Consider the following 22744-nt stretch of genomic DNA (forward strand, 5'->3'; position numbering starts at 1 on the left):
TGTCTCCGGTCCCAACTCTGGCCTAAACAGGCCCGCGACGACCCGTGCCATAACCCGAGCGGCAGATAGCGATGTCCATCCTCGATTCGATCCAACGTCAGATCCCGCCAATCCATAAGGAAGGGTATCCCTTCATCGGCGGCTTTGCGCTGGCAAGCCTGATCCTGTTCTGGCTTTGGTCACCGTTGGGGTGGATCGGCACGATCCTCACCGTGTGGTGCGCGCTGTTCTTCCGCGATCCGGTGCGCGTGACGCCGCAGCGCGACGGGCTCGTGATATCGCCCGCCGACGGGCGCGTCTCGATGATCACCATGGCGCTGCCGCCGGCCGAACTCGGGCTCGGCGACCGGCCGCTGCCGCGCATCTCGGTCTTCATGAGCGTGTTCAACTGCCACGTGAACCGCGCTCCCGTCGCGGGCAGGGTGGACCGCATCGCCTATCGGCCCGGCCTGTTCATCAATGCCGAGCTCGACAAGGCGAGCGAGGACAATGAGCGCAATTCGCTGGTCATCTCGACGCCTCAGGGGCGCATCGGCGTGGTCCAGATTGCCGGCCTCGTGGCCAAGCGCATCGTCTGCTTCGTCAAGGAGGGCCAGGCGCTTGGCGCCGGTGAGCGCTTCGGCCTGATCCGCTTCGGCTCGCGGCTCGACGTCTATTTGCCTGTCGGCACCAAGGCGCTGGTCTCGGAGGGGCAGACCGCGATTGCCGGCGAGACCATCCTGGCTGATCTCACCGGCGACGATCCGAGCCGCGCCTACCGCGCCAGTTAACCATTAAGTCGAGGTTCTGCCGCGATGGCGGAGGCAGAAGCGGCTTGCTATATCTCGCTACGAGGTAAGGACAAGCCATGACGCCTTATGATGTGAGAGACCCCGAACTCCGCCGCCGGCGGTTCCGCCCGATCCCGGTGCGGATGCTGGTGCCCAACGTCATCACGCTGCTGGCGATCTGTGCCGGGCTTACGGCGATCCGGCTGTCCATCGAGGGGCGGATGACGCTTGCCGTCTACGCCATCGTCTTCGCGGCCGCGCTCGACGGCATTGACGGCCGCGTCGCGCGCCTGATCAAGGGCCAGTCCAAATTCGGCGCCGAGCTCGACAGCCTCGCCGATTTCGTCAATTTCGGCGTCGCCCCCGGCCTGATGCTGTACTTCTGGCAGCTGCACGAACTCGGCAATGCCGGTTGGATCGCCGCGATGGTGTTCGCGATCTCGATGTGCCTGCGGCTCGCGCGCTTCAACGCCACGCTGGACGATCCGAACAAGCCGGCCTTCGCCGCCAATTTCTTCACGGGTATGCCGGCGCCAGCGGGTGCAATCACCGTGATGTTGCCGATCTATGCGGCGTTCCTCGACTTGGGGCGCTGGCCTGCGGCGCTGACGGCCGGCTACACGCTGCTCATCGCTTTCCTGATGGTGTCGCGCCTGCCTGTGTTCTCGGGCAAGAGCATTCGCATGCGGGTGCCGCCCGAGTTGGTGCTGCTCGCGTTCGTTGCGGTGATCTTCTTTATCGCTCTGCTGATCAGTTATCCCTGGTACGTGCTCTCGATCGGCACGGTGCTGTATCTGGCCTCCCTCCCGTTCGGTTTCAAATCCTATCGTGACCAGGCACGCGCGATGGAAGCCAGTGCGGCCGCGGGAGGAGGCGAAGTCCCGTCACCGCCCTCGGCGCCGACGCTGGCAAACCTGTCCGAGCCGCCGCATGACGATGACCGGCCTGGGCGGCTGCACTGAGCGATCCATCGCGGATATCTGCCATGAGGGCGCCTGAGTTGGGTTGAGGCCTAATCTCGGCTATATCGCCTGTGACGGCGGCACCGCGCCAACAGCGGCCGCCAATCTGGGAGAGAACGCTGTGACCAATTCCGCGACCGGGCCGCTGCCCGCTTCCGTCCTCGAAGCGCTGGGCCGCTATGATACGCCGACGATCTGCAATGCCATGGAGATCGTGGCGCCCGAGCGCCGCCTGATCGGCTACACCACCAAGCAGCTGGTTTGCCCGTTCCCTGATCTGCCGCCGATCGTCGGCTATGCCCGCACGGTTGCGATCCGCTCGGTGCTGAAGTCCTCGCTATCAGCCGAAGAGCAGTCGAAGCGCCGCATCGACTATTATGAATATGTCGGCACCGGCCACGGCCCGCGCATCTCGGTGATCCAGGACATCGACGGCCCCGACGTCGGCTATGGCGCGTTCTGGGGCGAGGTGCAGAGCAATGTGCACAAGGCGCTCGGCTGCCTCGGCGTCATCACCGACGGCTCGATCCGCGACATCCCGCAATGGGCCCCGGGCTTCCAGGCGCTGGCCGGCTCGATCGGCCCGTCCCATGCCTGGGTGCATGCGGAGAGCTTTGGCGGCGAGGTGCGCGTCGCCGGCATGACGGTGAAGTCGGATGATCTGATCCACGCCGACCAGCATGGCGCGATCGTGATTCCGATCGATGTTGCTGCGAAACTGCCTGAGGCCGCCGAACTCTGCGGCCGCCGCGAGACGCCGATCCTCGATATCGCGCGCAGTCCCGACTTCTCGCTGGAAAAGCTCAAGGCTGCGCTGAAGCGCTCGGCGGAGATTCACTAAGTAACGCCATGGACATGCGCGGCAAGACGGTGCTGATCACGGGCTCGACCGATGGTGTCGGGCGCTATGTTGCAACCCGCCTTGCCGCCGAAGGCGCAAACGTCCTGATCCATGGCCGGAGTGCCGAGCGCGCGAAGGCGTTGATCGACGACATCGTGAAGGCCGGGCACGCCGCGCCGACCTTCTATCAGGCCGATTTGTCGTCGATGGCTGGTACGCGTGAGCTCGCCGCGGCCGTGATCCGTGATCACAGACGTCTTGATGTTCTCGTTAGCAATGCCGGCATCGGCTCGCAGAACGACGGGCCGCATCGGCAGGAGAGCCGCGACGGTCACGAACTGCGCTTTGCCGTGAACTACCTCTCGGGCTTCCTGCTCGCCCATCTGCTGCTGCCGTTGTTGAAAGCCGCCGCGCCGTCGCGCATCGTCAACGTTGCTTCGCTCGGCCAGCACCCGATCGATTTCGACGATGTCATGATCACCAAGGGCTATAGCGGCTCGCGCGCCTATGCGCAGAGCAAGCTGTCGCAGATCATGTTCACGATCGACTTCGCCGAGGAGTTGAAAGGCACCGGTATCACCGTGAACTCCCTACACCCAGCGACCTACATGAACACCACCATGGTCCGCGCCGGCGGCATCACGCCGATGTCGACCGTCGAGCAGGGCGGCGCGGCGATCCTGCATCTGGTCGAAGGCGACGACGTCGCCGGCAGGAGCGGCCTGTTCTTCAACGGCATGAACGAGGCGCGCGCCAATCCCCAGGCCTATGATGCCGACGCGCGCAGGCGCCTTCGCGCGCTCAGCCTGGAGTTGACAGGATTATCGTCCTGACGGCCTCATTTATGGTTAGCAAAACGTTGAGATTCATGTCGCAGAACGGCAAAGCCGTCGTTCTTTCTACGCGCTGCGCCGCTCCGTCGCATCGGCTGAACTTAACCTTTACGCGGCTTTAAGGGCGGCGCTCTAGGGTTTCCGATGCGGTTCGGGGTTGGGCCGCACCACCGGCCAGGACGGCCGTTGTCGCGTATGCGTTGGAGTCTCCCATGGATATCATGACGAGCGTCGGCCTCGTGGCGGGCATTATCGTCATCGCGACGATGATGCTGCTCGGCGGCGATCTCCACATGTTCATCTCCGAACATGCGATGATCATCATCTTCGGTGGATCGACCGCCGCGACCATGATCCGCTTTCCGCTGTCGGCGCTGATGCACGGCCTGCCGCTCGGCGCCAAGTTCGCCTTCACAATGAGCCGTCTGTCGGCTCATGATCTCGTCGACGAGCTCGCCCGCATTGCCGAAATCGCCCGCAAGCAAGGCCCGGTCGGCCTCGAAAAGGTCGAGACCGATGAGCCGTTCCTCGCCAAGGGCATCCGTTACGTCGCCGACGGCTACGACCTCGATTTCATCCGCGACAATCTCGAGCGTGATCGCGACAATTTCCTGATGCATCTGGACGAGGGCAGCAAGATCTATCGTGCCGTCGGCGATTGCGCCCCGGCCTTCGGCATGGTCGGCACGCTGATCGGCATGGTGCAGATGTTCGCCAACATGACCGACCCGTCCAAGCTCGGCCCGTTCATGGCGACCGCGCTGCTCGCGACGCTCTACGGCGCGCTGGTCGCCAACCTGTTCTGCATCCCGATCGCCGACAAGCTGCATGGCAAGTTGCTCGACGAAGAGACCAACCGAACGCTGATCATCGACGGCATCTTGATGATCCGCGACTCCAAGAGCCCGACGCTCGTGCGTGAAATGCTGCTGGCCTACCTGCCGGAAAAGCATCGCCACGCCGAGGGTGAGCCGGTGCCGGCGTAAGCCCGTCCGCCGGGATATTGAGAGATGGCCAAGAAGAAGCGCGGCGATGCTCACGGAGGCGGTCACGGCTGGTTCGTGACCTTCGCCGACCTGATGGGCCTGATGATGAGCTTCTTCGTGATGCTCGTGGCGTTCTCGACGCAGGATGCCAACAAGCTGAAGGTCGTCGCCGGCTCCATGCGTGATGCTTTCGGTGTCCAGAGCGAAGCTCGCTACGCCGGCATCGTCGAGTCCGACGGTTTGCCGACCCGGCCGCGGCTGAAGAACGTCGATCACATCGAGCCCGAGGACGCCTCCAACACGCCGACGCCGGACCAGGAGGATCGCGACCGCACGCAGGGCGCGAAGATGAAGATCGACCGCAATTTTGCGCTCGCCGCAGCCTCGCTGCGTCAGGCGTTGCAGGACATGCCGGAACTGACCGAGATGTCCAAGCACATCATGTTCGAGGAAACCAAGCAGGGCCTTAACCTCGAGATCGTCGACCAGGACGGCCGCTCGATGTTCGCTGACGGATCCAAGGTGCCCTACGATCGCACCCGTCGCCTGATTGAGAAGCTCGCCGTTCCGCTCAAGGCGACGCCCTTGCGCGTCTCCATCGCCGGTCACACCGCTGCGGGCTTCGTGCCGACGCGCAGCGATTACGGCGCCTTCGACTTGTCGGCTGACCGCGCCAACGCCGTGCGCCAGATCCTCGAACGGGAAGGTCTGCCGCCGTCGCACATCTTTGCCGTCTCCGGTAAGGCGGACACCCAGCCGCTGTTTCCGGACGATCCGTCGCTCGCCGCGAATCGCCGTGTGACCATCACCTTGATGCGCGAAGATCCGCCGCTGCCGCCGAACTTGAAGCCCTAAGTTCCCTGAGCTACCATTTTACCTGAGGCTGTCGGTCGCGATGGCGTCCAGCGTGGCCGCGCCGTCACAGCATCTGCCGTGGCGCCTGCTATGGTGACGGGCCGAGGCGCCCCGGAAGTGTCGAGAGCGCCGGATCAATTCCTGGGACGAAGCGTTTTCCACCCGCATGACGGCGAGCATCACATCGACCGAGACCCAGGACGGGCCGGTCAAATCAGGTTTTTGGGCCCTGACGCTCGGGAGCATTGGCGTCGTCTTCGGCGACATCGGCACCTCGCCGCTGTACGCGTTTCATGAGGCGGTCAGGGGCGCGGCTCATGGCGCGCCGGTGACGCGGATCATGGTGCTCGGTGTGCTCTCGCTGATTCTGTGGGCGCTGCTGATCGTCGTCACCGCCAAATACGTGTTGTTGCTGCTGCGCGCCGACAATAATGGGGAGGGCGGCACGCTCTCGCTGATGGCGCTCGGTCAGCGCGCGCTGGGACGTCGGAGTTGGCCCCTGCTGGCGCTCGGCGTGGTCGGCGCCTCCATGTTCATCGGCGATTCCATGATCACGCCGGCGATCTCGGTGCTGTCGGCGGTCGACGGCCTCAAGCTCGCAACGCCTGCGTTCGAGCACTATGTCGTGCCGCTCACGGTGCTGATCCTGGTGCTGCTGTTCGCGGTGCAGAGCAAGGGGACCGCGCTGGTGGCCTCGGCCTTCGGGCCGGTGATGGTGATCTGGTTTACGGTCCTTGCGGTGCTGGGCGTCATTCACATCGCCGACGATCCGTCGGTGCTGGCTGCGATCAATCCTTACTACGCGCTGCAATTCCTGCTGTCGCACGGCACGATTGGCTTGGTGACGCTTGGCGCCGTATTCCTGGCGGTGACCGGCGGCGAAGCGCTCTATGCTGATCTCGGCCATTTCGGCCGCAAGCCAATCCAGTCGGCCTGGATGTTCTTCGTGCTGCCGTCGCTGCTGATCAACTATTTCGGGCAGGGCGCGCTTGTGCTGTCCGACCCAGGCGCAATCGAGCACTCGTTCTACCGCATGGTGCCCGAGCATCTGGTGCTGCCGCTGGTCGGGCTTGCGACCGCGGCCACCGTCATCGCGAGCCAGGCGGTGATAACAGGCGCCTATTCGCTGGTCTATCAGGCGGTGCAACTCGGCCTCCTGCCGCGCTTTGAGGTGCGCTACACCTCCGAAACGCATGCTGGCCAGATCTATTTGCCGCGCGTCAACCGGTTGCTGCTGATCGGGGTGATGCTGCTGGTGTTGCTGTTCCGCACGCCCAGCAATCTGGCGTCGGCCTATGGCATCGCGGTCTCCACCACCATGGTCGCCGACGGCATCATGGGCTTTGTGGTGATCTGGAAATTGTGGAACTGGAAGGCCGCGACCGCAGCAGCCGTGATCCTGCCCTTCGTCATGGTGGACATAACTTTCTTCAGTGCCAATCTGCTGAAGCTGCTCGAAGGCGCCTGGGTGCCGCTGCTGTTCGGCGCCGCGATGGCGGGGACGGTCTGGACCTGGCGGCGCGGCTCGGGGATCCTGATCCAGAAGACACGCCGGATCGAGGTGCCGTTGGACGAGCTGATCCGGAGCCTCGAAAAACGACCGCCGCACATCGTCAAGGGCACGGCGGTGTTCCTGACCAGCGATCCTGCTTTCGTGCCGACCGCGCTGCTGCACAATCTCAAGCACAACAAGGTGCTGCACGAGCACAACGTGATCCTGACCATCGAGACCGCGCACACGCCGCGGGTCGATCTCTCGGAGCGCTTCAAGATGGAGAAGATCAGCGATAAGTTTTCCAAGGTCCGGCTGCGCTTCGGCTTCATGGAGCAGCCGAACGTGCCCAAGGCGCTGGCGATCGCGCGCAAGCAGGGCTGGCAGTTCGACATCATGTCGACGTCGTTCTTCGTGTCGCGGCGATCGCTCAAGGCGTCGGCGCAATCAGGCATGCCGCTCTGGCAGGACCATCTGTTCATCGCGCTCAGCCGGTCTGCGAACGATGCGACCGACTATTTCCAGATTCCGACCGGCCGCGTGGTTGAAGTCGGAACCCAAGTCACCATCTGAGGGATCAATTGGGACGCAAGAGCGGACCCATGCAGATTTTGCATGCCAAGGGCCCAGAATCGGGCTAGGCTATGCCGGCAGCGCAGGACTATAAGCCGCGCGCTCTCTTCAGCCGTTGTGCAGTGAAGCATTGTTAGAGGCCACCAGGCTCTCCCATGACAAGTGACGTAGCAGTTCCCGCCCCGGAAACGGCGGCGGCCAATGGGCATGGCGATGCCCACACCACCGCCGGTTTCGGCGCGCTGACGCTTGGCAGCATCGGCGTGGTCTATGGCGATATCGGCACCAGCCCGCTCTACGCGTTCCGCGAGGCGGTGATGGCGGCGTCCGGTGCGGAAGGCGCGCCGACGCCGATGGCTGTCCTCGGCGTGGTGTCCCTGATCCTGTGGGCGCTGATCGTCGTGGTGACGCTCAAATACGTCGTGATCCTCCTGCGCGCCGACAACAACGGCGAGGGCGGCACACTGGCCCTGATGGCGCTGGCCCAGCGCGCGGTCGGCACCGGCGGGTCGACCATCGTCATGCTCGGCATCATCTCCGGCGCGCTGTTCTACGGCGATGCCGTGATCACGCCGGCGGTATCGGTGCTGTCGGCGCTCGAAGGCATGAAGGACGTCACGTTGACCTTCGAGCCCTACATCGTACCGCTGACCGTGGTGATCCTGGTCGTCCTGTTCGCCGTGCAATCGCGCGGCACCGCCCGCGTTGCGGCGTTCTTCGGACCGGTGATGTGCGTCTGGTTTGGCGTGATTGCGGCCGCGGCGATCGTTCCGATCATCCAGCAGCCGCAGGTGCTGCTCGCGCTGAACCCCTATTATGCGATGTCGTTCATGCTCCACCACGGCATCATCGGCTTTGTCACTCTGGGCGCGGTGTTTCTGGCGGTCACTGGCGCCGAGGCGCTCTATGCGGACCTCGGCCATTTCGGCAAACGGCCGATCCAGACCGCCTGGCTGTTCATCGTGCTGCCGTCGCTGGCGCTGAACTACCTGGGGCAGGGCGCGCTCGTCCTCGGCGATCCCGCCGCGATCGAGAGCCCGTTCTTCCAGCTCTTCCCGCAAGGCTTCGTCCGCGGCAGCATGGTCGTGCTGGCTACGGCCGCCACCGTCATCGCGAGCCAGGCCGTCATCACCGGCGCCTATTCGCTGACGCGACAGGCGATCCAGCTCGGGCTGCTGCCGCGCTTCGAAATTCGCCATACGTCTGAAGCCCATTCGGGGCAGATCTTCATCCCGCGCATCAACCAGCTGCTGCTGGTGGCGGTGATCATGATGGTGCTGCTGTTCCGCTCCTCCAGCGCGCTGGCGTCGGCCTATGGCATCGCCGTGACCGGCACCATGGTGGTCACCGGCATGATGGGCTTTGTCGTGGTCTGGAAGGCCTGGAAGTGGTCGCCGCTGGGGGCGGCCGCCCTGATCGCGCCGTTCCTGTTCCTCGACCTGACCTTCCTCGCTGCGAACCTTCTCAAGGTGTTCGAGGGCGGCTGGGTGCCGCTGGCGCTCGGCTCTCTCATGATCATCATGATGTACACATGGCGGCGGGGCAGCCGGCTGTTGTTCGAGAAGTCGCGCAAGCTGGAATTCCCGCTCGCTGACCTCGTGGCGATGCTGGAGAAGCGGCCGCCGCAGCGGGTGCCGGGAACCGCCGTGTTCCTGACCAGTGATCCCCTGAGCGCGCCGACCGCGCTGATGCATAGTCTGAAACACTACAAAGTGCTTCACGAGAAGAATGTCATTCTCACCATCGAAACCGCGCAGACCCCGCGCATCGATCCGGCCGAGCGGGTGAAGCTGGAGGCGATCAGCCCGACCTTCTCCAAGGTGACGCTGAAGTTCGGCTTCATGGAATCGCCCAACGTGCCGAAGGCGCTTGCCATCGCCCGCAAGCTTGGCTGGCAGTTCGACATCATGTCGACCTCGTTCTTCCTGTCGCGGAGGGCGCTGAAGCCCGCGGCCCATTCGGGCATGCCGCGCTGGCAGGACCGCCTGTTCATCTCGCTCAGCCGCTCCGCCAACGATGCCACCGACTATTTCCAGATCCCTTCGGGGCGCGTCGTCGAGGTCGGCACGCAGGTGACCATCTAGGCAGGCAAACCAAAGCCGCACTTCAAGTCGCTGCGATTTAGCTTTAACTTGCGCAAGGCAGCTCAAGCCTTTGTAGCGCTTGATTTTCGCATGCCGAGAGGCGAGGTTGCGCGCCGGCCGGGATCGCCCGGCGAGCGACCCGCGACGTTGGAGGATGAAGTGGCAAATCAAGTACAGGATCTGACCCCCGACGAGGTTTCCAAGGGTGTCGCGGAGGGCCGCTACCTGCTGGTCGACGTCCGCGAGCCCAACGAGGTCGAGGCCGAGGCCTATCCTTACGGCGTGGTCGTGCCGCTCTCGACCTTCGATCCCAAGGCGATCCCTGATCCCCAAGGCAAGCAGGTCGTGTTCGCCTGCCGCTCGGGCAAGCGCTCGGTGACCGCCTCGCTCGCCGCCCAGGCCGCGGGCCTTCCCTACGACAAGCATCTGGCCGGCGGCATGCTCGGCTGGAAGGCGGCGGGTCTTCCCAGCAAGGTCGGTGGCTAAGGGCAGCGATGACGACCAAGAGCTCCTCGCTGAACAAGGTCTTCGCCGACCTTCCCGTCACCATCTTCGAGGCGATGTCGCAGGCCGCGCGCGACAACAACGCCATCAATCTCGGCCAGGGCTTCCCTGATGATCCCGGCCCCGAGGACATCCGCCGTGCCGCGGCCGAGGCCTCCCTGAACGGCTACAACCAGTATCCGTCGATGATGGGCATCCCGGAGCTGCGCCAGGCGGTCGCGACCCATTACGGTCACTGGCACGGCCTCAAGCTCGATCCGATGAGCGAGGTGATGGTGACGTCAGGCGGCACCGAGGCGCTGACCTCGGCGATCCTGTCGGTGGTGCAGCCGGGCGACGAAGTCGTCTGCTTCCAACCGGTCTATGATTCCTACCTGCCGATCATCCGCCAGGCCGGTGGCATTCCGCGCCTGGTCCGGCTCGAGCCGCCGGGCTGGCGACTGAATGACGACATGCTGAAAAGCGTCTTCAATTCAAAGACCAAGGCGGTGCTCTTCAACAACCCGTTGAATCCCAGCGCGGTGGTCTATCCGCGTGAGGATCTCGAACTCTTGGCGCGCTATTGCCAGGAGTTCGACGTCATCGCGATCTGCGACGAGGTCTGGGAGCACGTCACCTTCGACGAGCACAAGCACATCCCGCTGATCACCATTCCCGGCATGCGCGAGCGCACCATCAAGGTCGGCTCGGCCGGCAAGATCTTCTCGCTGACGGGCTGGAAAGTCGGCTTCGTCTGCGCCGCGCCGCCGCTCTTGCGTGTTGCTGCCAAGGTGCACCAGTTCCTGACCTTCACCACCGCGCCGAACCTCCAGGCCGCCGTCGCCTACGGCCTCGGCAAGCCGGACGAGTACTTCCTGTCGATGCGCAAGGATCTGACGCGGAGCAGGGACCGCCTGACCAAGGGGCTGGAGAGCCTCGGCTTTCCGGTGTTGAAGTCGCAAGGCACCTACTTCCTCACCGTCGACCTGTCGCCGCTCGGGCTGAACGAGAGCGATGCCGAGTTCTGCTGGCGGATCGTCAGGGATTACAAGGTCGCCGCGATCCCGGTCTCCGCATTCTACGAGCAGGACCCCGTGACCTCGGTGGTCCGCTTCTGCTTTGCCAAGAAGGACCAGACGCTCGACACTGCACTCGAGCGGCTGTCGGACGCGATACGCGCACGCAAGAGGTAGACAGAGATGACGAACGTCAGCCGCCCGGGGTTCCGCCTCGGCCTCGCAATCGCCGCCGCGCTGACGTTGCTCTCCGCTCCCGCCGGGGCCGAGGAGCGGGTCGTCAACTTCTACAACTGGTCGAACTACATGGCACCCGGCGTCCTTGAGGACTTCACCAAGGAGACCGGCATCAAGGTGGTCTACGACACCTTCGATGCCAACGAGACGCTGGAGACCCGCCTGATGGCCGGCAAGTCCGGCTACGACGTCGTGGTGCCGACGGCCTATTTCCTGCAGCGCCAGATCAAGGCGAACATCTTCCAGAAGCTCGACAAGGCGAAGCTGCCGAACCTCGCCAACGCCTGGAGCGTGGTGACCGCGCGGCTCGGCACCTACGATCCCGGCAATGTCTACGCCGCGAACTACATGTGGGGCACAACGGGCATCGGCTACAACGTCGCCAAGCTGAAGCAGATCCTCGGGCCGGACGCGAAGGTCGATAGCTGGGACATCGTCTTCAAGCCGGAGAATTTGGCGAAATTCAAAGACTGCGGCGTGCACATGCTCGACTCCGCCGACGACATCTTTCCGGCGGCGCTTAGCTGGCTCGGGCTCGATCCGAACTCGACCAAGCAGGCCGACCTCGAGAAGGCCGCCGACGTCGTGGCGAAGGTTCGTCCCTCGGTGCGAAAATTTCACTCGTCCGAATATCTGAGCGCGCTCGCGACCGGCGAGATCTGCTTCGTGGTCGGCTGGTCCGGCGACATCATGCAAGCCCGCGCCCGCGCCGCGGAGGCCAAGAGCGGTGTCGAGATCGGCTACGCCATTCCGAAGGAGGGCGCGCAGATGTTTTTCGACAATCTCGCGATCCCCGCGGATGCCAAGAACGTTAGGGAAGCCTACGAGCTGATCAACTATCTCTACCGTCCGGAGGTCGCCGCCAAGAACTCGGACTTCCTGTCCTATGCCAACGGCAACCTCGCGAGCGAGAAGCTGGTCGATCCGAAAATTCTGAACGACAAGAACATCTATCCTGACGAGGCGACGCTCGCGAAACTCTTCGTCATCACCGCGCGCGATCCGGCGACGCAGCGGATCATCAACCGGCTTTGGACCAAGGTGAAGACGGGACGGTAGCGGGGCCGCGGTCGATCGCAGGACCATCCGGCAACTCAAACCCGCAAAACAACCCCATGCACAGTAGAGCTGTCTCTGCCGCGTTGTCGACGGCGGCGGTCGTTAAGTCCTCATGTTGATTGGGTTTATCGGCCGGCGGGCGCAATCATCCGATCCGCCGCGCGAATTGAGCCGCAACACGATGTTCATTGTCGGTGTTGCGGAAAGCTGATAGAGGTGAAGACCTCGCGTGACTGGCGACATCGGATGGAGCACCATCGGGAAGCGCGGGGCATCTGCCGCTCGCCTGGGCGATTGGGGGAACAACCCCGATCAAAATGCTTCATTTGGAGCGGCCCATGCTGACGTCGATCAAGATCACCGGACTGCAGACTTACGGCTATCACGGCCTGTTCGAGGAGGAGCGAACGCTCGGACAAAAATTCAGTTTTGATATTTTTGCCGACCTGCAGGAAGTCCGGACCCACCTCAGCGACGATCTGGATTCGTCGGTGCGCTATGACGCCGTCGTCGACGAAGCCGTGCAGATCGCGGCATCCGGCAAATTCCAGACCCTGGAAGCACTTGGCGAGACGATCGCTGCAGGACTGCTGCGACGCTTCTTCGTCATGGACAGCGTGACGGTCGCCGTTGCGAAGTCCAGTCCGCCGATTGCTCATGCGATCAACCTGGTCGGCGTCCAGGTCAGCCTTCGACGCGCCGAACTCGCCGGCGCCTGACGCTCTCCAGCAATCCAGCGAGCTCCGGGCTCGCGATCCCCGGAGGAGATGCGCGTGGTGATGCCAACACACCTCGATCCAGACTGGACAATTCGGCCGTTCCGGCGCGGTGACGCGCCGGAGGTCCGGCGGCTCATCGAATCCGTCTGGTGTGAGCACTTTCAAGATCACCCGGACCCATTCGTCCGGGACTTCATCTATTCCCGTCTGTCGGACGTCGACAACGCAGACAGCGTCTACGCCGACCGGGCTCTGTTCTTGTGTGCGATCGCCGAAGGCGCAATCGTCGGCACCGGCGCAATCAAGCGGTTCGACGATCGAGAGTGCGAAATGGTTCGCATGTTCGTCGCCCCCGTCTACCGAGGCCGCGGGATCGCGCGGACGATTGCCGATCGCCTCGTCAGCTTTGCCGGGAATGCGGGATATGATCGCATCCGCTTGGCCAGCAACAACGCGCTGACGGCCTCGCATCGGCTTTACGAAAGGATGGGCTTTCAGCTCACAGCTGCATGGGATGCCGGCGGCGAGGTGCACTCGCGCCATTACGTTCTTAAGCTGATTGCCAGCTGATCGACTGGCTCCGTCATTGCTAGCAACGAAGCGACGAATCAAATTCAGGCTATTCCGCGCGCATCGCACGATGATGTTAGACTAACGTTATCATTCTGTAATGAACGATAAATAGGTGAGGCGCGGGGATGGCAGCAGTTCGTCGCGGACGTCCTCACCCGCGCGCAGGAGCGCCGGGTGGATTTTGCACGTCCGGGTCAGGAGCCTGCTTAAATGACATCTCCGAAGTTCTGGAAATATGCGACGCTTGGCGCGGCCTTGCTGCCGTCACTGGCGCACGCCGATTCCATTCCGTCGACGCCGCCGGTGAATTTCACCAACAGTTCGAGCGCGTCGGTCGGATCCACGATCGTCAACATCCTGGATTCCTATACTCATCTCATGCAGGCCGATCCCAGGCTGCGCAACGGCGCGGGGGTCATGGAGCAGAATTACCTGACCGTCGTCAGGATGACCCAGGAGCGCACGCCGGCGCAGACGCTCGCCGCCATCCACGACGACCGGACCTCGCAGCCCTACAGCGTCCTCAACGGGCTCGGCCCGCTGACGTCGTCCTTCATGACGGGCATCGGCTCGTCCACGACAGCGACGCCGCCTGCGAGCCTGACGCCGACCTCGTATCAGGTGACCACGCTGCAGGATTACGATGCGAGTGCGCACGGCATCAACTATCTCAACAGCGCCACCATCGGCTTCACCGCCTTCGGTGATGGCACCGCGACGCCATTGGCCGAAGCCGCGACCTTCCTCAACACCACCATCCGCAACAACGCCTCGACCGAACCGCCGAAGCGCACCTTCGAGCGCTATATGGGCTCGACCACACCGGTGGTGAATCCCGCGTCGATCACTTCGGGTGTGATCAGCCCGCTCGATGCGCGCTACGGCAATTACAACGCCGTGAGCAACAAGGCCGGTCTCTCGGTCGCGGACACCGCGCAGTTCGTCGTTCCCACTTATTTCAGCAGCTTCGCAGTCCCGGTTGCCTATTACAACACGCTGAACTGGGTGCGCGGCTTCGCGGTGACGCCGGCTCTGGTTGCCGCCAATGGCGGCCAGCCAATCACCGTTCCCGACGTCGGAAGCTTCGATGCGTCAGGCAATTTCACGCCGGTTCAGTTCGGTGCGGGTGACTTCGTTCCGGGCATCGGCACCGCGCCGCGCCCGTTCCGGCTGTCGACCAAGGTCAAGGTCCCCACGCTGCTGTGGCAGATCGCGAACGGCACCAATCCCTACGGTGACGGCGCCTTCGTCAGTGGCCACACCAATCTGGCCTACAACCAGGCGCTGGGCCTGGCCTTCCTGGTGCCGCAGCAATTCGAAAGCCTGCTGGTCCGCGCTGCCGACCTCGGCAACAATCGCATCTTTGCCGGCATGCACGCGCCGCTGGATGTGATTGGCGGCCGCATCGAGGCGACGGCCATCGTCGCAACCAACATCTACGGCGCGCTCTACGGTCCTTTTGGTAATCGGCTGGACTGGACCAATTCCGCCAACGCCTCCGCCTATGCGATCTACCAGGCCCACATGAAGACCCAGAAATACCTGGCGCAGTCCTGCGGCACGAGCACGGTGGAAGAGTGCCTCAAGCGGACGGGCGGTCATCGCGACGACGACGATCGCGATCATCGCGATGGCCGCGACCGTCGGGACGGGTGGGATCACGATCGCGACGGGTTCGACTACAACCTCGATCCAGACGATATCAGGGGCTACACTTATCGCATGACCTACGGGCTCGCGCTCGCGGCATCGATGAAACTGCCTGAGACCGTCCCGGTGCAGGCGCAGGTGCTGCTGCTGACCCGTTTCCCCTATGCGACCGACGAGCAGCGCACCGAGATCCTGCGCAGCACGGCACTGCCGGCGGGCTTCGCTCTGCTCGACGGCAACACCTGGGATGGCTGGGGCCGGCTCAACCTCTACGCCGCGGTGAGGGGCCACGACTCGTTCTTCCGCGCGGTGAAGGCGGCGACGGGGCAGTGAGGTCGGTGGCGCGGTGCTCGGGATCGCTTGCGGTCCCGAGCTAAGCGCGAGAGCCTTTACCGCCACCGCCGGTGCAGCCAGAGCCACTGCTCGGGATATTCGCGCACCCAGCCTTCCACCACGTTGGTGATCGCCTGCGTCGTCCCCTGGATATCGATCTTGCCGTCGGCATCGCGCACCGGCGGGATCTCCTCGGTCAGCTCGGCGCGGAAGCGGTAGCCGGGAAGGCGGATGATGCGCACGCCGTGGATCGGGCACTCGACCTGGCGCACCAAGCGCGCCAGCGTCGGGTTGGCGCGGGTCTTGCGGCCGAAGAAGGTGACCTCGACGCCGCCGGTGAGATACTGGTCGATCAGGATCGCGACATGCTTGCCGTCCCTGAGCGCCTGTCCGAGCCGCAAGGGTGCATCGCGGCCCGCGGGGATCAGCGTGCCCATGTTGACCTGGCGCATCTCCTGGATGATGCGGTCGGCGGAGGCGATGTTCGGACGGCGATAGAGGATCGCAGTGTCGAGTCCATGTGCGACAGCGGCGAGCGCCGGCAATTCCCAATTGGCCAGATGCGAGGCAAAGATCAGCGCCGGCTTGCCGTCGTCCCTGAGTTGGTCGTGCAACTCGACGGTGCGCGGCGGCAGTTCGATGCGGCTGCGTTCCGGATGCTCGCGATCGTAGTCCCAGACGTGGTCCATATGGGCAAACTCGGCGCCGACGCGGCCGAGATTGTCCCATACGCCCATCAGGATCTGCTCGATCTCTTCCGGCGATTTCTCGGGAAATGCAGCCGTGAGGTTGGCGCGGCCGATACGATGCTCGCGCAGGCGCGGACCGATCATCTTGGTGACGCGCGCGAAAAAGTCCGAAGTCTTGACCGGATCGAAATAGCGCGTGGTGCGCAGCATGCCGACGGTGGCCGCGCCGATCAGGGCGCCGCCGATCGATTTCGCTGCATTCCGCGCGCGAATCTTCGTGCCGATAGAAATCAGCGCCATGCGTCCGGTCAGGCCGGTTCGCGGGTCAGGATCAGCGAGGCGTTCTGGCCGCCGAAGCCGAATGAGTTCGACATGACGGCGGTAACACGGGCATCGCGCGCCTTGTTGCCGACCACGTCGAACAGGATCGTTGGATCCGGATTGTCGTAATTGATGGTCGGCGGAATGCGCTGATGTTCGAGCGTGAGCAGCGAGAAGATCGCTTCGACCGCGCCGGCGGCCGAGATGGTATGGCCGACCATTGACTTGTTGGAGGTGACCGGGATCTTCTGCAAGAGATCGCCGAACACGGCCGAGGTCGTGTTGTACTCCATCTTGTCGTTTTCCGGCGTCGCGGTGCCGTGCGCGTTGATGTGGTCGATCTGGTCAGGCGTCATGCCGGCATCGGCCAGCGTCTTGTTCATGCAGCCGATGATCGGCTTGCCGTCGGGCGAGGAGCGGGTGCGGTGGAAGGAGTCGGTGAGCTCGCCGCAGCCGGCGATCACGCCGAGAATTTTTGCGCCGCGCGCGGTGGCCGCCTCATAGCTTTCGAGCACCAGCGCGCCTGCGCCTTCGGCCATGACGAAGCCGTCGCGGTTCTTGGAGAAGGGACGGGAGGCTGCCTGCGGCGGATCGTTCTGGGTCGACAGCGCCGAGAGCAGCGAGAAGCGCACCAGCGCTTCCGGATTGACGGTGCCGTCGGTGGCGACGCACAGCGCCGCATCGGTCTCGCCGCGGCGGATCGCTTCGACGCCGAGCTGGATCGAGGTTGCCCCCGACGCGCAGGCCGTCGACAGCGAGATCGGCGAGCCCTTGGTACCGAAGGTCTCGGCGAGGTGGGCTGCGACCGAGCCGAACATGAAGCGGTGATGATAGGCGCTGTACTTGCCGCCGCCGGAGATGCGCAGCAAATCGTCATAGGTGAAATCGGGCGCACCGACCGCGCGGCCGAGCTCACGGCGCTGCGGCCACTCGACTTCGACAGGCGCGACCGCGAGGAACAGGGGACCCGGAAAGTCACCCTTGGCGCCGATGCCGGCCTGCTCTAGGGCTTCCTGGGTGACGAGCTCAGCCATCCGCTCGGACAGGCCCGTGGAGGAGAACGGATCGACGCTGACGAAATCGACCGTGCCGGCCATGGTGGTCTTCAGGCCGTCGATCGGAAAGCGCGTGATGGTGCGGATGCCGGATTCGCCGGCAACGAGCTTGGACCAATTGTCGGCCTTACCGGCACCGAGCGAAGTCGTGATGCCCATGCCGGTGACGACGACAACGGGACGCCCGAGTTTGTCGCGTGGTGCAGTCATGTCGATCGTCCCCCGATAGAGCTAAAGCATGATCCGGAAAAGTGTGACGCGGTTTTCCGACCAGATCATGCTCAAAACAACAACCGGCTAAAGCGCGGCGCGCTTTAGCTTACTGCCTCGACCAGCGCCATGCCTTCGCCGCGCCAGTGTCCGGCTCCCACCACCACAATCTGGGTGGGCGCCCCCTGCATTTCAATCTCGGTCCCGGTCGAATCGTTCGGTGGGAACAGCGCCCCCCGCGAGATCGCGAGCGCCGCGAGCGCAATGCCGAGCGGGAATTGCGTTTCCATGGTGTGCCCGAACATCGTACCGGTCGCACGCACCGGGAAATCAGCGTGCTTCCTCAGGAAGTCGCGCTCTTCCGACGTCGCCGGCTCCGCGCCTGTCGCGCTCGAGATGATCGCGCCCTTGCCGGCGTGCTTGGGCAGCTTGTCCCATAGCTTTTCCAGCGTCGCTTTGATGTCGCCGGTCTGCTTGCGCCGGGCCAAATCGGTCACGACGCTCGAGAGTTTTGCGTATGGCTTGGCACCGCGCGCTTCGGCATGCGCCTTCGACTCCAGCACCAGGAAGGCGCCGGCCGAGCCGAGCGCGAAGCCGGCGTGGTCCTTGCGCGCCCAGACGGGTGCGAACTTGTCCTTCAGGTTGAAGTCGCCGAATTCGTAGAGCACCAGCAGGTCCTTGCGCTCGCCATTATGCGAGCCGCCGACCAGCGCAATGTCGCTCTCGCCCGAGGCGATGCGCGACAGCGCGATGCGCAGCGCGTCTGCGCCCGCAACCTCTTCGCCCATGAAGGTGCGCGAGGTGCCGCCGAGACCGTTGACGATGGCGATGTTGCCGGCGAGCAGGTTGGAGAGCTGCGCCAAGAACAGCGTCGGCCGGAGATCGCTCATCAGCCGTTCGTTGAGGAAGCCGGGCGCGTTGGCGCCCTTGGCTTCGGCGTTCAGCACGCCGGTGTCGACGTTGAGATCGCGCTCGCCACCGCCGGCGGCGACCACCATGTCGATCTTCGACAGGATGTCCTTGTTGCCCTTGATGCCGGCCGAGTCGAGCGCAAGGCCCGCAGCATAGACGCCGATGCGCTGCCAGGCTTCCATCTGGCGCTGGTCACCCTTCTTCGGGATCTGGCTGTCGAAGGAGACGGGCAGCAGCGGATGCACGATGAAGGGCGCAAAGCCCTTCTCGTCGACATTGATGCGCTTTTCCTGGAGCGCGGCCCAGTTGGCGTCGAGCCCTTCGCCGAGCGAGGTGGCAAGACCAATGCCGGTGATCCAGACTTCCGTCTGGCCGGGCTTCGAAGCGGTGTCAGTCATGGCGAGACGGCCTGTTGCGGAAAACCGACGCGGGCTGCGACCGCGTCCATGTATCCGCGCATATCCGAATTGGGGAAGGGGATCAGCGTAAAGGTGAGGCTCGAGTTCGCACGGAGCTTGCCGCCAACCCGGAGCTTCGCCTCGGTCATCGCGTAGCCCGAGCCCTCATGGGCGACGCTCGCCTCGAGCGTCATGAGGTCGCCCGGAAACACCGAGCCGCGGACCTTGGCTTCCTTCACGGCAGCGAGAATCGGCATGCGCTCGAACTTCAAGACGCCCAGCAGGAGAAAGCCCGAAGCCTGCGCCATCGATTCGATCAGCAGCACGCCGGGCATCAGGGGATAGCCCGGGAAATGCCCCTCGAAGATGGTGCTCTCCTTGGGAACCAGGGCCTCGACGACGATCGTCTTCTCGTCGACCTTGAGGTCGACGATGCGATCGATCATGTGGAAGTATTCGAGTTGCATGGTCGCCCGATTAGGCGCTCGCGCCCTTGGCGGCAACCAGCTCGTCGATGCGCGCGCACAGATTCTTCAGCACGAAATACTGCTCGGTGGTCGCCTTGCCGTCGTTGACTTCCTGCGTCCACTTTTCCAGCGGCAGCTTGATGCCGAACTGCTTGTCGATCGCGAAGGCGATGTCCAGGAAATCGAGGCTGTCGATGCCGAGGTCATCGATGGCATGGCTATCCGGCGTGATCGTGTCGCGCGGGATGTCGCAGGTTTCAGCGATGATCGTTGCGACCTGATCGAATGTGGAGGACATCACTAAGCCTTTGATATATTGCGGATATTTATCAGGTATCCCAGAGTGGCACGGTGGGTGGGCATCGCGCCCCTGATGACGCCCTCTAACCCCCCTCTGGACGGGTCGAGAGCCCGTATATCGGAGCGCCGCCCTGAGTTCAATGGAGCCGGACAGGGTGGGGAGAGGGCTGGGGACGCCGCCCCGGCGGCGGGTTTCTGCCTGACTTCGCCTTCCGCTCGCAAGATGTCTCGGGGAGGCCGGGTCTAGATGTGCGGGGTCGTGATCTTGACGCAGTCCCGCCGACCCATCAGCACGCAATCCTGGGTCCGCCGCAAATCGGCGATGCTGACGGCGAGCCAGATCCCGATCGCAGTCAGGGCGATGGTGAAGGCGAGCGCCGCGATATTGGCGAGCATGCGATGGCGGTAGTCGTCCGGCTCCTCGCGCGGCTGTTCATAGCGCGACAGGTCGAGCGGTTCGGGCGCCGCTGCATGCAGCTTCTGGACGACACCGCTGCCCCGGTGGATCACGGGAGAGGGCGTCGTGCGCGGCCTGAACTGGAGCACCCGGTGCTCGTCGTCCGAGGTTATGGGCCGCTGGGATTTCATGAGGCGGGGATTACTCCGAAGCAGCGATTTTTAGATAGCATAGGCGACACAGCGGGTGCAGAAAATCTTCTCAACGCGCACATGCATTGCGCGTTCGCATTATCTTTCATCATCGCCGCAAGCGATGTTCGAAGCCGGTTGTCATCGCGCTGTCAGGGACGTCCGGGTTGCGTTGCAGCAATCGCTTGGACAAGGGCGCCGTCCGCTTCGAACGCATGTTGCCGCGACGGGGCCGATGGCATAATCGGGAACCCTGGCCCAGCCGTTGGACCATCCTTGGAATCACCAGCCTTGGAATCACCGGCCTTGGCAATCACCAGCCTTGGCAATCAACTGAGAGGCGCTTCGATCATGACCCCCAACGCGCGCGAGCCGAGAGTGCACCCGGTGCCGATCCTGTCGCTTCGGCCAACGCAGATGACGGTCGGCATGCGTGAGGTCAAGGAGAAGCGCAAGCGCTGGCGCGAGCACGACAAGAAGAAGCAGTCCGACCTGCTCGGCACCCACATGATCCCCGTCGTCTTCGGGCCTGACGGGCGCTACTACGTGATCGACCATCACCATCTCGGCCGCGCGCTGCACGACGAGGGCATCAAGGAGGTGCTGGTCACCGTCGTCGGCGATCTCCGCATGGTCGAGAAAGAGGCGTTCTGGGGCGTGATGGACAACAAGCGCTGGGTCTATCCCTACGACAGCAAGGGCGAGCGGCGTCCGTTCCGCGATCTGCCGAAGTCGGTCGTCGACCTCAAGGACGATCCGTTCCGCAGCCTTGCCGGCGAGCTTCGCCGCATGGGCGGCTTCGCCAAGGACACCACGCCGTTTTCCGAATTCCTGTGGGCTGATTTCCTGCGCCGCAAGCTGACGCGCAAGGCGGTCGATGCCAATTTCGACAAGTCGCTCGAGAAGGCTCTGGCCGCGGCCAAGAGCAAGGATGCGATCTATCTGCCCGGCTGGTGCGGGCCGGCATCGGACGATTGAGGCGCGTCGCATCGCTCTGATGTCACGGGTGGGTGTGGAGTGTTGATGGACCGGCGCTCATTCCTGGTGGCGTCTTGCGCCGCAATGGCGTTGTCGAAGCCAGGTTACGCAGATGACCTTGACGACCTATCGGTCCGGCTGGCGACCGAGGCAAAAATATGTGCGGTGTCCGCGGCCGTCCTGAGAAACGGACACCAGGCACGACAACTATCAGTGTCCGGCTGCGGCACCGATCCTGGCCCAGCCGCTGTTTTGCAAGCCGCGTCATTGTCGAAGCCGGTCGTGGCCTACATCGTGCTTCAGATGGCGCGGCGCGGAAAATTGTCGCTGGACAGTCCGCTCAGCGAGATATTTCCCAACGGTTATTTGCACCGCCAAAATATCTTCGCGCTGAAGGAAGCTCCTAACGTCGACACGGTTCCCGTCGAAGTCTTGCGCACCGTAACACCGCGGGCACTGCTGTCTCATAGTGCCGGCTTTCCGAACTGGGCCTCCAAGGGACCGCTGACGCCGAGTTTTGCCCCAGCTGCGCGCTGGCAATATTCAGGCGAGGGATACGTGCTGCTCCAGCGCATGCTCGAAGTCGTGACCGAGCGTCCTCTCCAGCAACTTGCCGAGCAGGAGGTGTTTGCTCCGATTGGACTGACAGGCACCGCGTTCAAGCTCACCCCGGCGATACAACCAAACCTCGTTTCGGGGGCGCCTCGCCAACTCCGCTTTCCCTATGAGATCGCGGCCAGCTCGCTTTACACCACGGCGAATGACTACGCGCGCTTCGTGGCCGCCGTGCTCGGCGATGAACAATTGCTGGCGCTGATCACGCGCGATCCGGTGAAGCTCCCGATGCCAAATCTCTTCTGGGGACTGGGATGGGGGATCGAGCAGAGAGGGCGTTCAGCCGCGATTTGGCACTGGGGCAGCAATCCCGGCTTTCGTTCGCTCGCCATGGCCGATCTGGAATCACGCGATGCGGTCGTCGTGCTGACCTCGTCTGAGGCCGGGATGCCGCTCGCCAAGGCGATCTTGAGTTCGGTCTTGCCCGGAGATCATCCCGGGCTCGAGCTGGACCTGGTGCGATAGCGCCGCCATCGGCTCCTCGCGACGCACAGTATCGTCGAGCGATCTCGATGGAAGGCGCATGCTCACATCAGTCGCGCTGGAAGATCTTGGCGCCAGGATACGCACGCCTGGCGTAGTTCACGACCAGCGCGCGGTCCTGAGTTGCCAGGAACGGCGTTCGGATCCGGTAAGACCCGACGATGAGGTGCCACAAACCATTGAGCCTTTGGATGACGACTTTCATTTGAGTGTTCCTCGACGACGCTGCACGCAAGCAATTCCTGCCCGTTGCGACAGCCTT

Annotated in this window: 23 protein-coding genes and 1 riboswitch; of the genes, 16 read left to right on the forward strand and 7 right to left on the reverse strand. The window is 63.7% G+C overall.

The features are described 5' to 3' along the window. Positions 1 to 71: 71 nt before the first annotated feature. From M2427_RS12125 to M2427_RS12190, 14 genes are all read left to right on the forward strand, one after another. Positions 72 to 770, forward strand: a complete 699-nt coding sequence (locus M2427_RS12125; protein ID WP_280706545.1) for a phosphatidylserine decarboxylase — start codon at positions 72 to 74, stop codon at positions 768 to 770. A 77-nt stretch (positions 771 to 847) separates the two neighbouring features. Then, positions 848 to 1732 carry a phosphatidylcholine/phosphatidylserine synthase gene (locus M2427_RS12130; RefSeq protein ID WP_280706546.1) on the forward strand — a complete coding sequence of 295 codons (885 nt, stop codon included), beginning with the start codon at positions 848 to 850 and terminating at the stop codon, positions 1730 to 1732. A gap of 121 nt (positions 1733 to 1853) precedes the next feature. Continuing rightward, complete coding sequence (locus M2427_RS12135; RefSeq protein WP_280706547.1) at positions 1854 to 2573, forward strand: RraA family protein; 720 nt, start codon at positions 1854 to 1856, stop codon at positions 2571 to 2573. Positions 2574 to 2581: 8 nt separating this feature from the next. Then, on the forward strand, positions 2582 to 3406 hold the full coding sequence (locus tag M2427_RS12140) for an SDR family NAD(P)-dependent oxidoreductase (RefSeq protein WP_280706549.1): 825 nt from the start codon (positions 2582 to 2584) through the stop codon (positions 3404 to 3406). A 212-nt stretch (positions 3407 to 3618) separates the two neighbouring features. After that, positions 3619 to 4392: a MotA/TolQ/ExbB proton channel family protein gene (locus M2427_RS12145; RefSeq protein WP_280706551.1), complete on the forward strand. Its 774-nt coding sequence runs from the start codon at positions 3619 to 3621 to the stop codon at positions 4390 to 4392. Between the two features lie 24 nt (positions 4393 to 4416). Further along, the gene (locus M2427_RS12150) at positions 4417 to 5247 is read left to right on the forward strand and encodes a flagellar motor protein MotB (protein WP_057758401.1); all 831 of its coding nucleotides are present in this window, start codon (positions 4417 to 4419) and stop codon (positions 5245 to 5247) included. Between the two features lie 166 nt (positions 5248 to 5413). Then, positions 5414 to 7312: a potassium transporter Kup gene (locus tag M2427_RS12155; protein ID WP_280706553.1), complete on the forward strand. Its 1899-nt coding sequence runs from the start codon at positions 5414 to 5416 to the stop codon at positions 7310 to 7312. 155 nt (positions 7313 to 7467) lie between these two features. Next, positions 7468 to 9396, forward strand: a complete 1929-nt coding sequence (locus M2427_RS12160; protein ID WP_280706555.1) for a potassium transporter Kup — start codon at positions 7468 to 7470, stop codon at positions 9394 to 9396. Positions 9397 to 9555: 159 nt separating this feature from the next. Next, the gene (locus tag M2427_RS12165) at positions 9556 to 9882 is read left to right on the forward strand and encodes a rhodanese-like domain-containing protein (protein ID WP_080138282.1); all 327 of its coding nucleotides are present in this window, start codon (positions 9556 to 9558) and stop codon (positions 9880 to 9882) included. Positions 9883 to 9890: 8 nt separating this feature from the next. After that, complete coding sequence (locus M2427_RS12170) at positions 9891 to 11072, forward strand: aminotransferase (protein ID WP_280706557.1); 1182 nt, start codon at positions 9891 to 9893, stop codon at positions 11070 to 11072. 6 nt (positions 11073 to 11078) lie between these two features. Then, positions 11079 to 12191, forward strand: coding sequence for a polyamine ABC transporter substrate-binding protein (locus M2427_RS12175; protein ID WP_280706559.1), 1113 nt, complete (start codon positions 11079 to 11081; stop codon positions 12189 to 12191). 219 nt (positions 12192 to 12410) lie between these two features. Further along, a riboswitch (ZMP/ZTP riboswitch) is annotated at positions 12411 to 12490 on the forward strand. Positions 12491 to 12529: 39 nt separating this feature from the next. Next, positions 12530 to 12910, forward strand: coding sequence for a dihydroneopterin aldolase (folB, locus tag M2427_RS12180; RefSeq protein ID WP_280706560.1), 381 nt, complete (start codon positions 12530 to 12532; stop codon positions 12908 to 12910). 60 nt (positions 12911 to 12970) lie between these two features. Beyond that, positions 12971 to 13480: a GNAT family N-acetyltransferase gene (locus tag M2427_RS12185; RefSeq protein WP_280706796.1), complete on the forward strand. Its 510-nt coding sequence runs from the start codon at positions 12971 to 12973 to the stop codon at positions 13478 to 13480. Positions 13481 to 13693: 213 nt separating this feature from the next. Further along, complete coding sequence (locus M2427_RS12190; protein WP_280706561.1) at positions 13694 to 15466, forward strand: phosphatase PAP2 family protein; 1773 nt, start codon at positions 13694 to 13696, stop codon at positions 15464 to 15466. A 56-nt stretch (positions 15467 to 15522) separates the two neighbouring features. Here M2427_RS12190 and M2427_RS12195 read toward each other — a convergent pair whose 3' ends face one another. The 6 genes from M2427_RS12195 to M2427_RS12220 all read right to left on the reverse strand — a co-directional run bounded on the left by M2427_RS12195 (position 15523) and on the right by M2427_RS12220 (position 20406). Continuing rightward, positions 15523 to 16455, reverse strand: a complete 933-nt coding sequence (locus M2427_RS12195) for a lipid A biosynthesis lauroyl acyltransferase (protein ID WP_280706562.1) — start codon at positions 16453 to 16455, stop codon at positions 15523 to 15525. An 8-nt stretch (positions 16456 to 16463) separates the two neighbouring features. Continuing rightward, positions 16464 to 17741 carry a beta-ketoacyl-ACP synthase gene (locus M2427_RS12200; RefSeq protein WP_280706563.1) on the reverse strand — a complete coding sequence of 426 codons (1278 nt, stop codon included), beginning with the start codon at positions 17739 to 17741 and terminating at the stop codon, positions 16464 to 16466. A gap of 104 nt (positions 17742 to 17845) precedes the next feature. Beyond that, entirely contained in the window at positions 17846 to 19051 is a 1206-nt protein-coding gene (locus M2427_RS12205; RefSeq protein WP_280706564.1) for a beta-ketoacyl-ACP synthase, read from the reverse strand. After that, a complete protein-coding gene (locus tag M2427_RS12210) occupies positions 19048 to 19518 on the reverse strand; it encodes a 3-hydroxyacyl-ACP dehydratase FabZ family protein (RefSeq protein ID WP_280706565.1) in 471 nt (156 codons plus the stop codon). Before M2427_RS12210 ends, M2427_RS12205 begins: the two co-directional genes overlap by 4 nt. A 10-nt stretch (positions 19519 to 19528) precedes the next feature. Further along, a complete protein-coding gene (locus tag M2427_RS12215) occupies positions 19529 to 19816 on the reverse strand; it encodes an acyl carrier protein (RefSeq protein ID WP_007592476.1) in 288 nt (95 codons plus the stop codon). A gap of 245 nt (positions 19817 to 20061) precedes the next feature. Continuing rightward, positions 20062 to 20406 (reverse strand): hypothetical protein, encoded by a 345-nt coding sequence (locus M2427_RS12220; RefSeq protein ID WP_280706566.1) that lies wholly within the window; start codon positions 20404 to 20406, stop codon positions 20062 to 20064. A gap of 351 nt (positions 20407 to 20757) precedes the next feature. On the opposite strand from M2427_RS12220, the gene M2427_RS12225 reads away from it, so the two are divergent. Next, the gene (locus tag M2427_RS12225; protein WP_280706567.1) at positions 20758 to 21384 is read left to right on the forward strand and encodes a ParB-like protein; all 627 of its coding nucleotides are present in this window, start codon (positions 20758 to 20760) and stop codon (positions 21382 to 21384) included. Positions 21385 to 21468: 84 nt separating this feature from the next. Next, a complete protein-coding gene (locus M2427_RS12230) occupies positions 21469 to 22464 on the forward strand; it encodes a serine hydrolase domain-containing protein (protein ID WP_280706797.1) in 996 nt (331 codons plus the stop codon). 67 nt (positions 22465 to 22531) lie between these two features. Here the strand turns inward: M2427_RS12230 and M2427_RS12235 are convergent, their stop codons facing one another. Further along, positions 22532 to 22687, reverse strand: coding sequence for a hypothetical protein (locus tag M2427_RS12235; RefSeq protein ID WP_280706568.1), 156 nt, complete (start codon positions 22685 to 22687; stop codon positions 22532 to 22534). Between the last annotated feature and the right edge of the window lie 57 nt (positions 22688 to 22744).

The organism is Bradyrhizobium sp. BR13661, from assembly GCF_029892425.1.
Classification (GTDB): Bacteria; Pseudomonadota; Alphaproteobacteria; order Rhizobiales; family Xanthobacteraceae; genus Bradyrhizobium.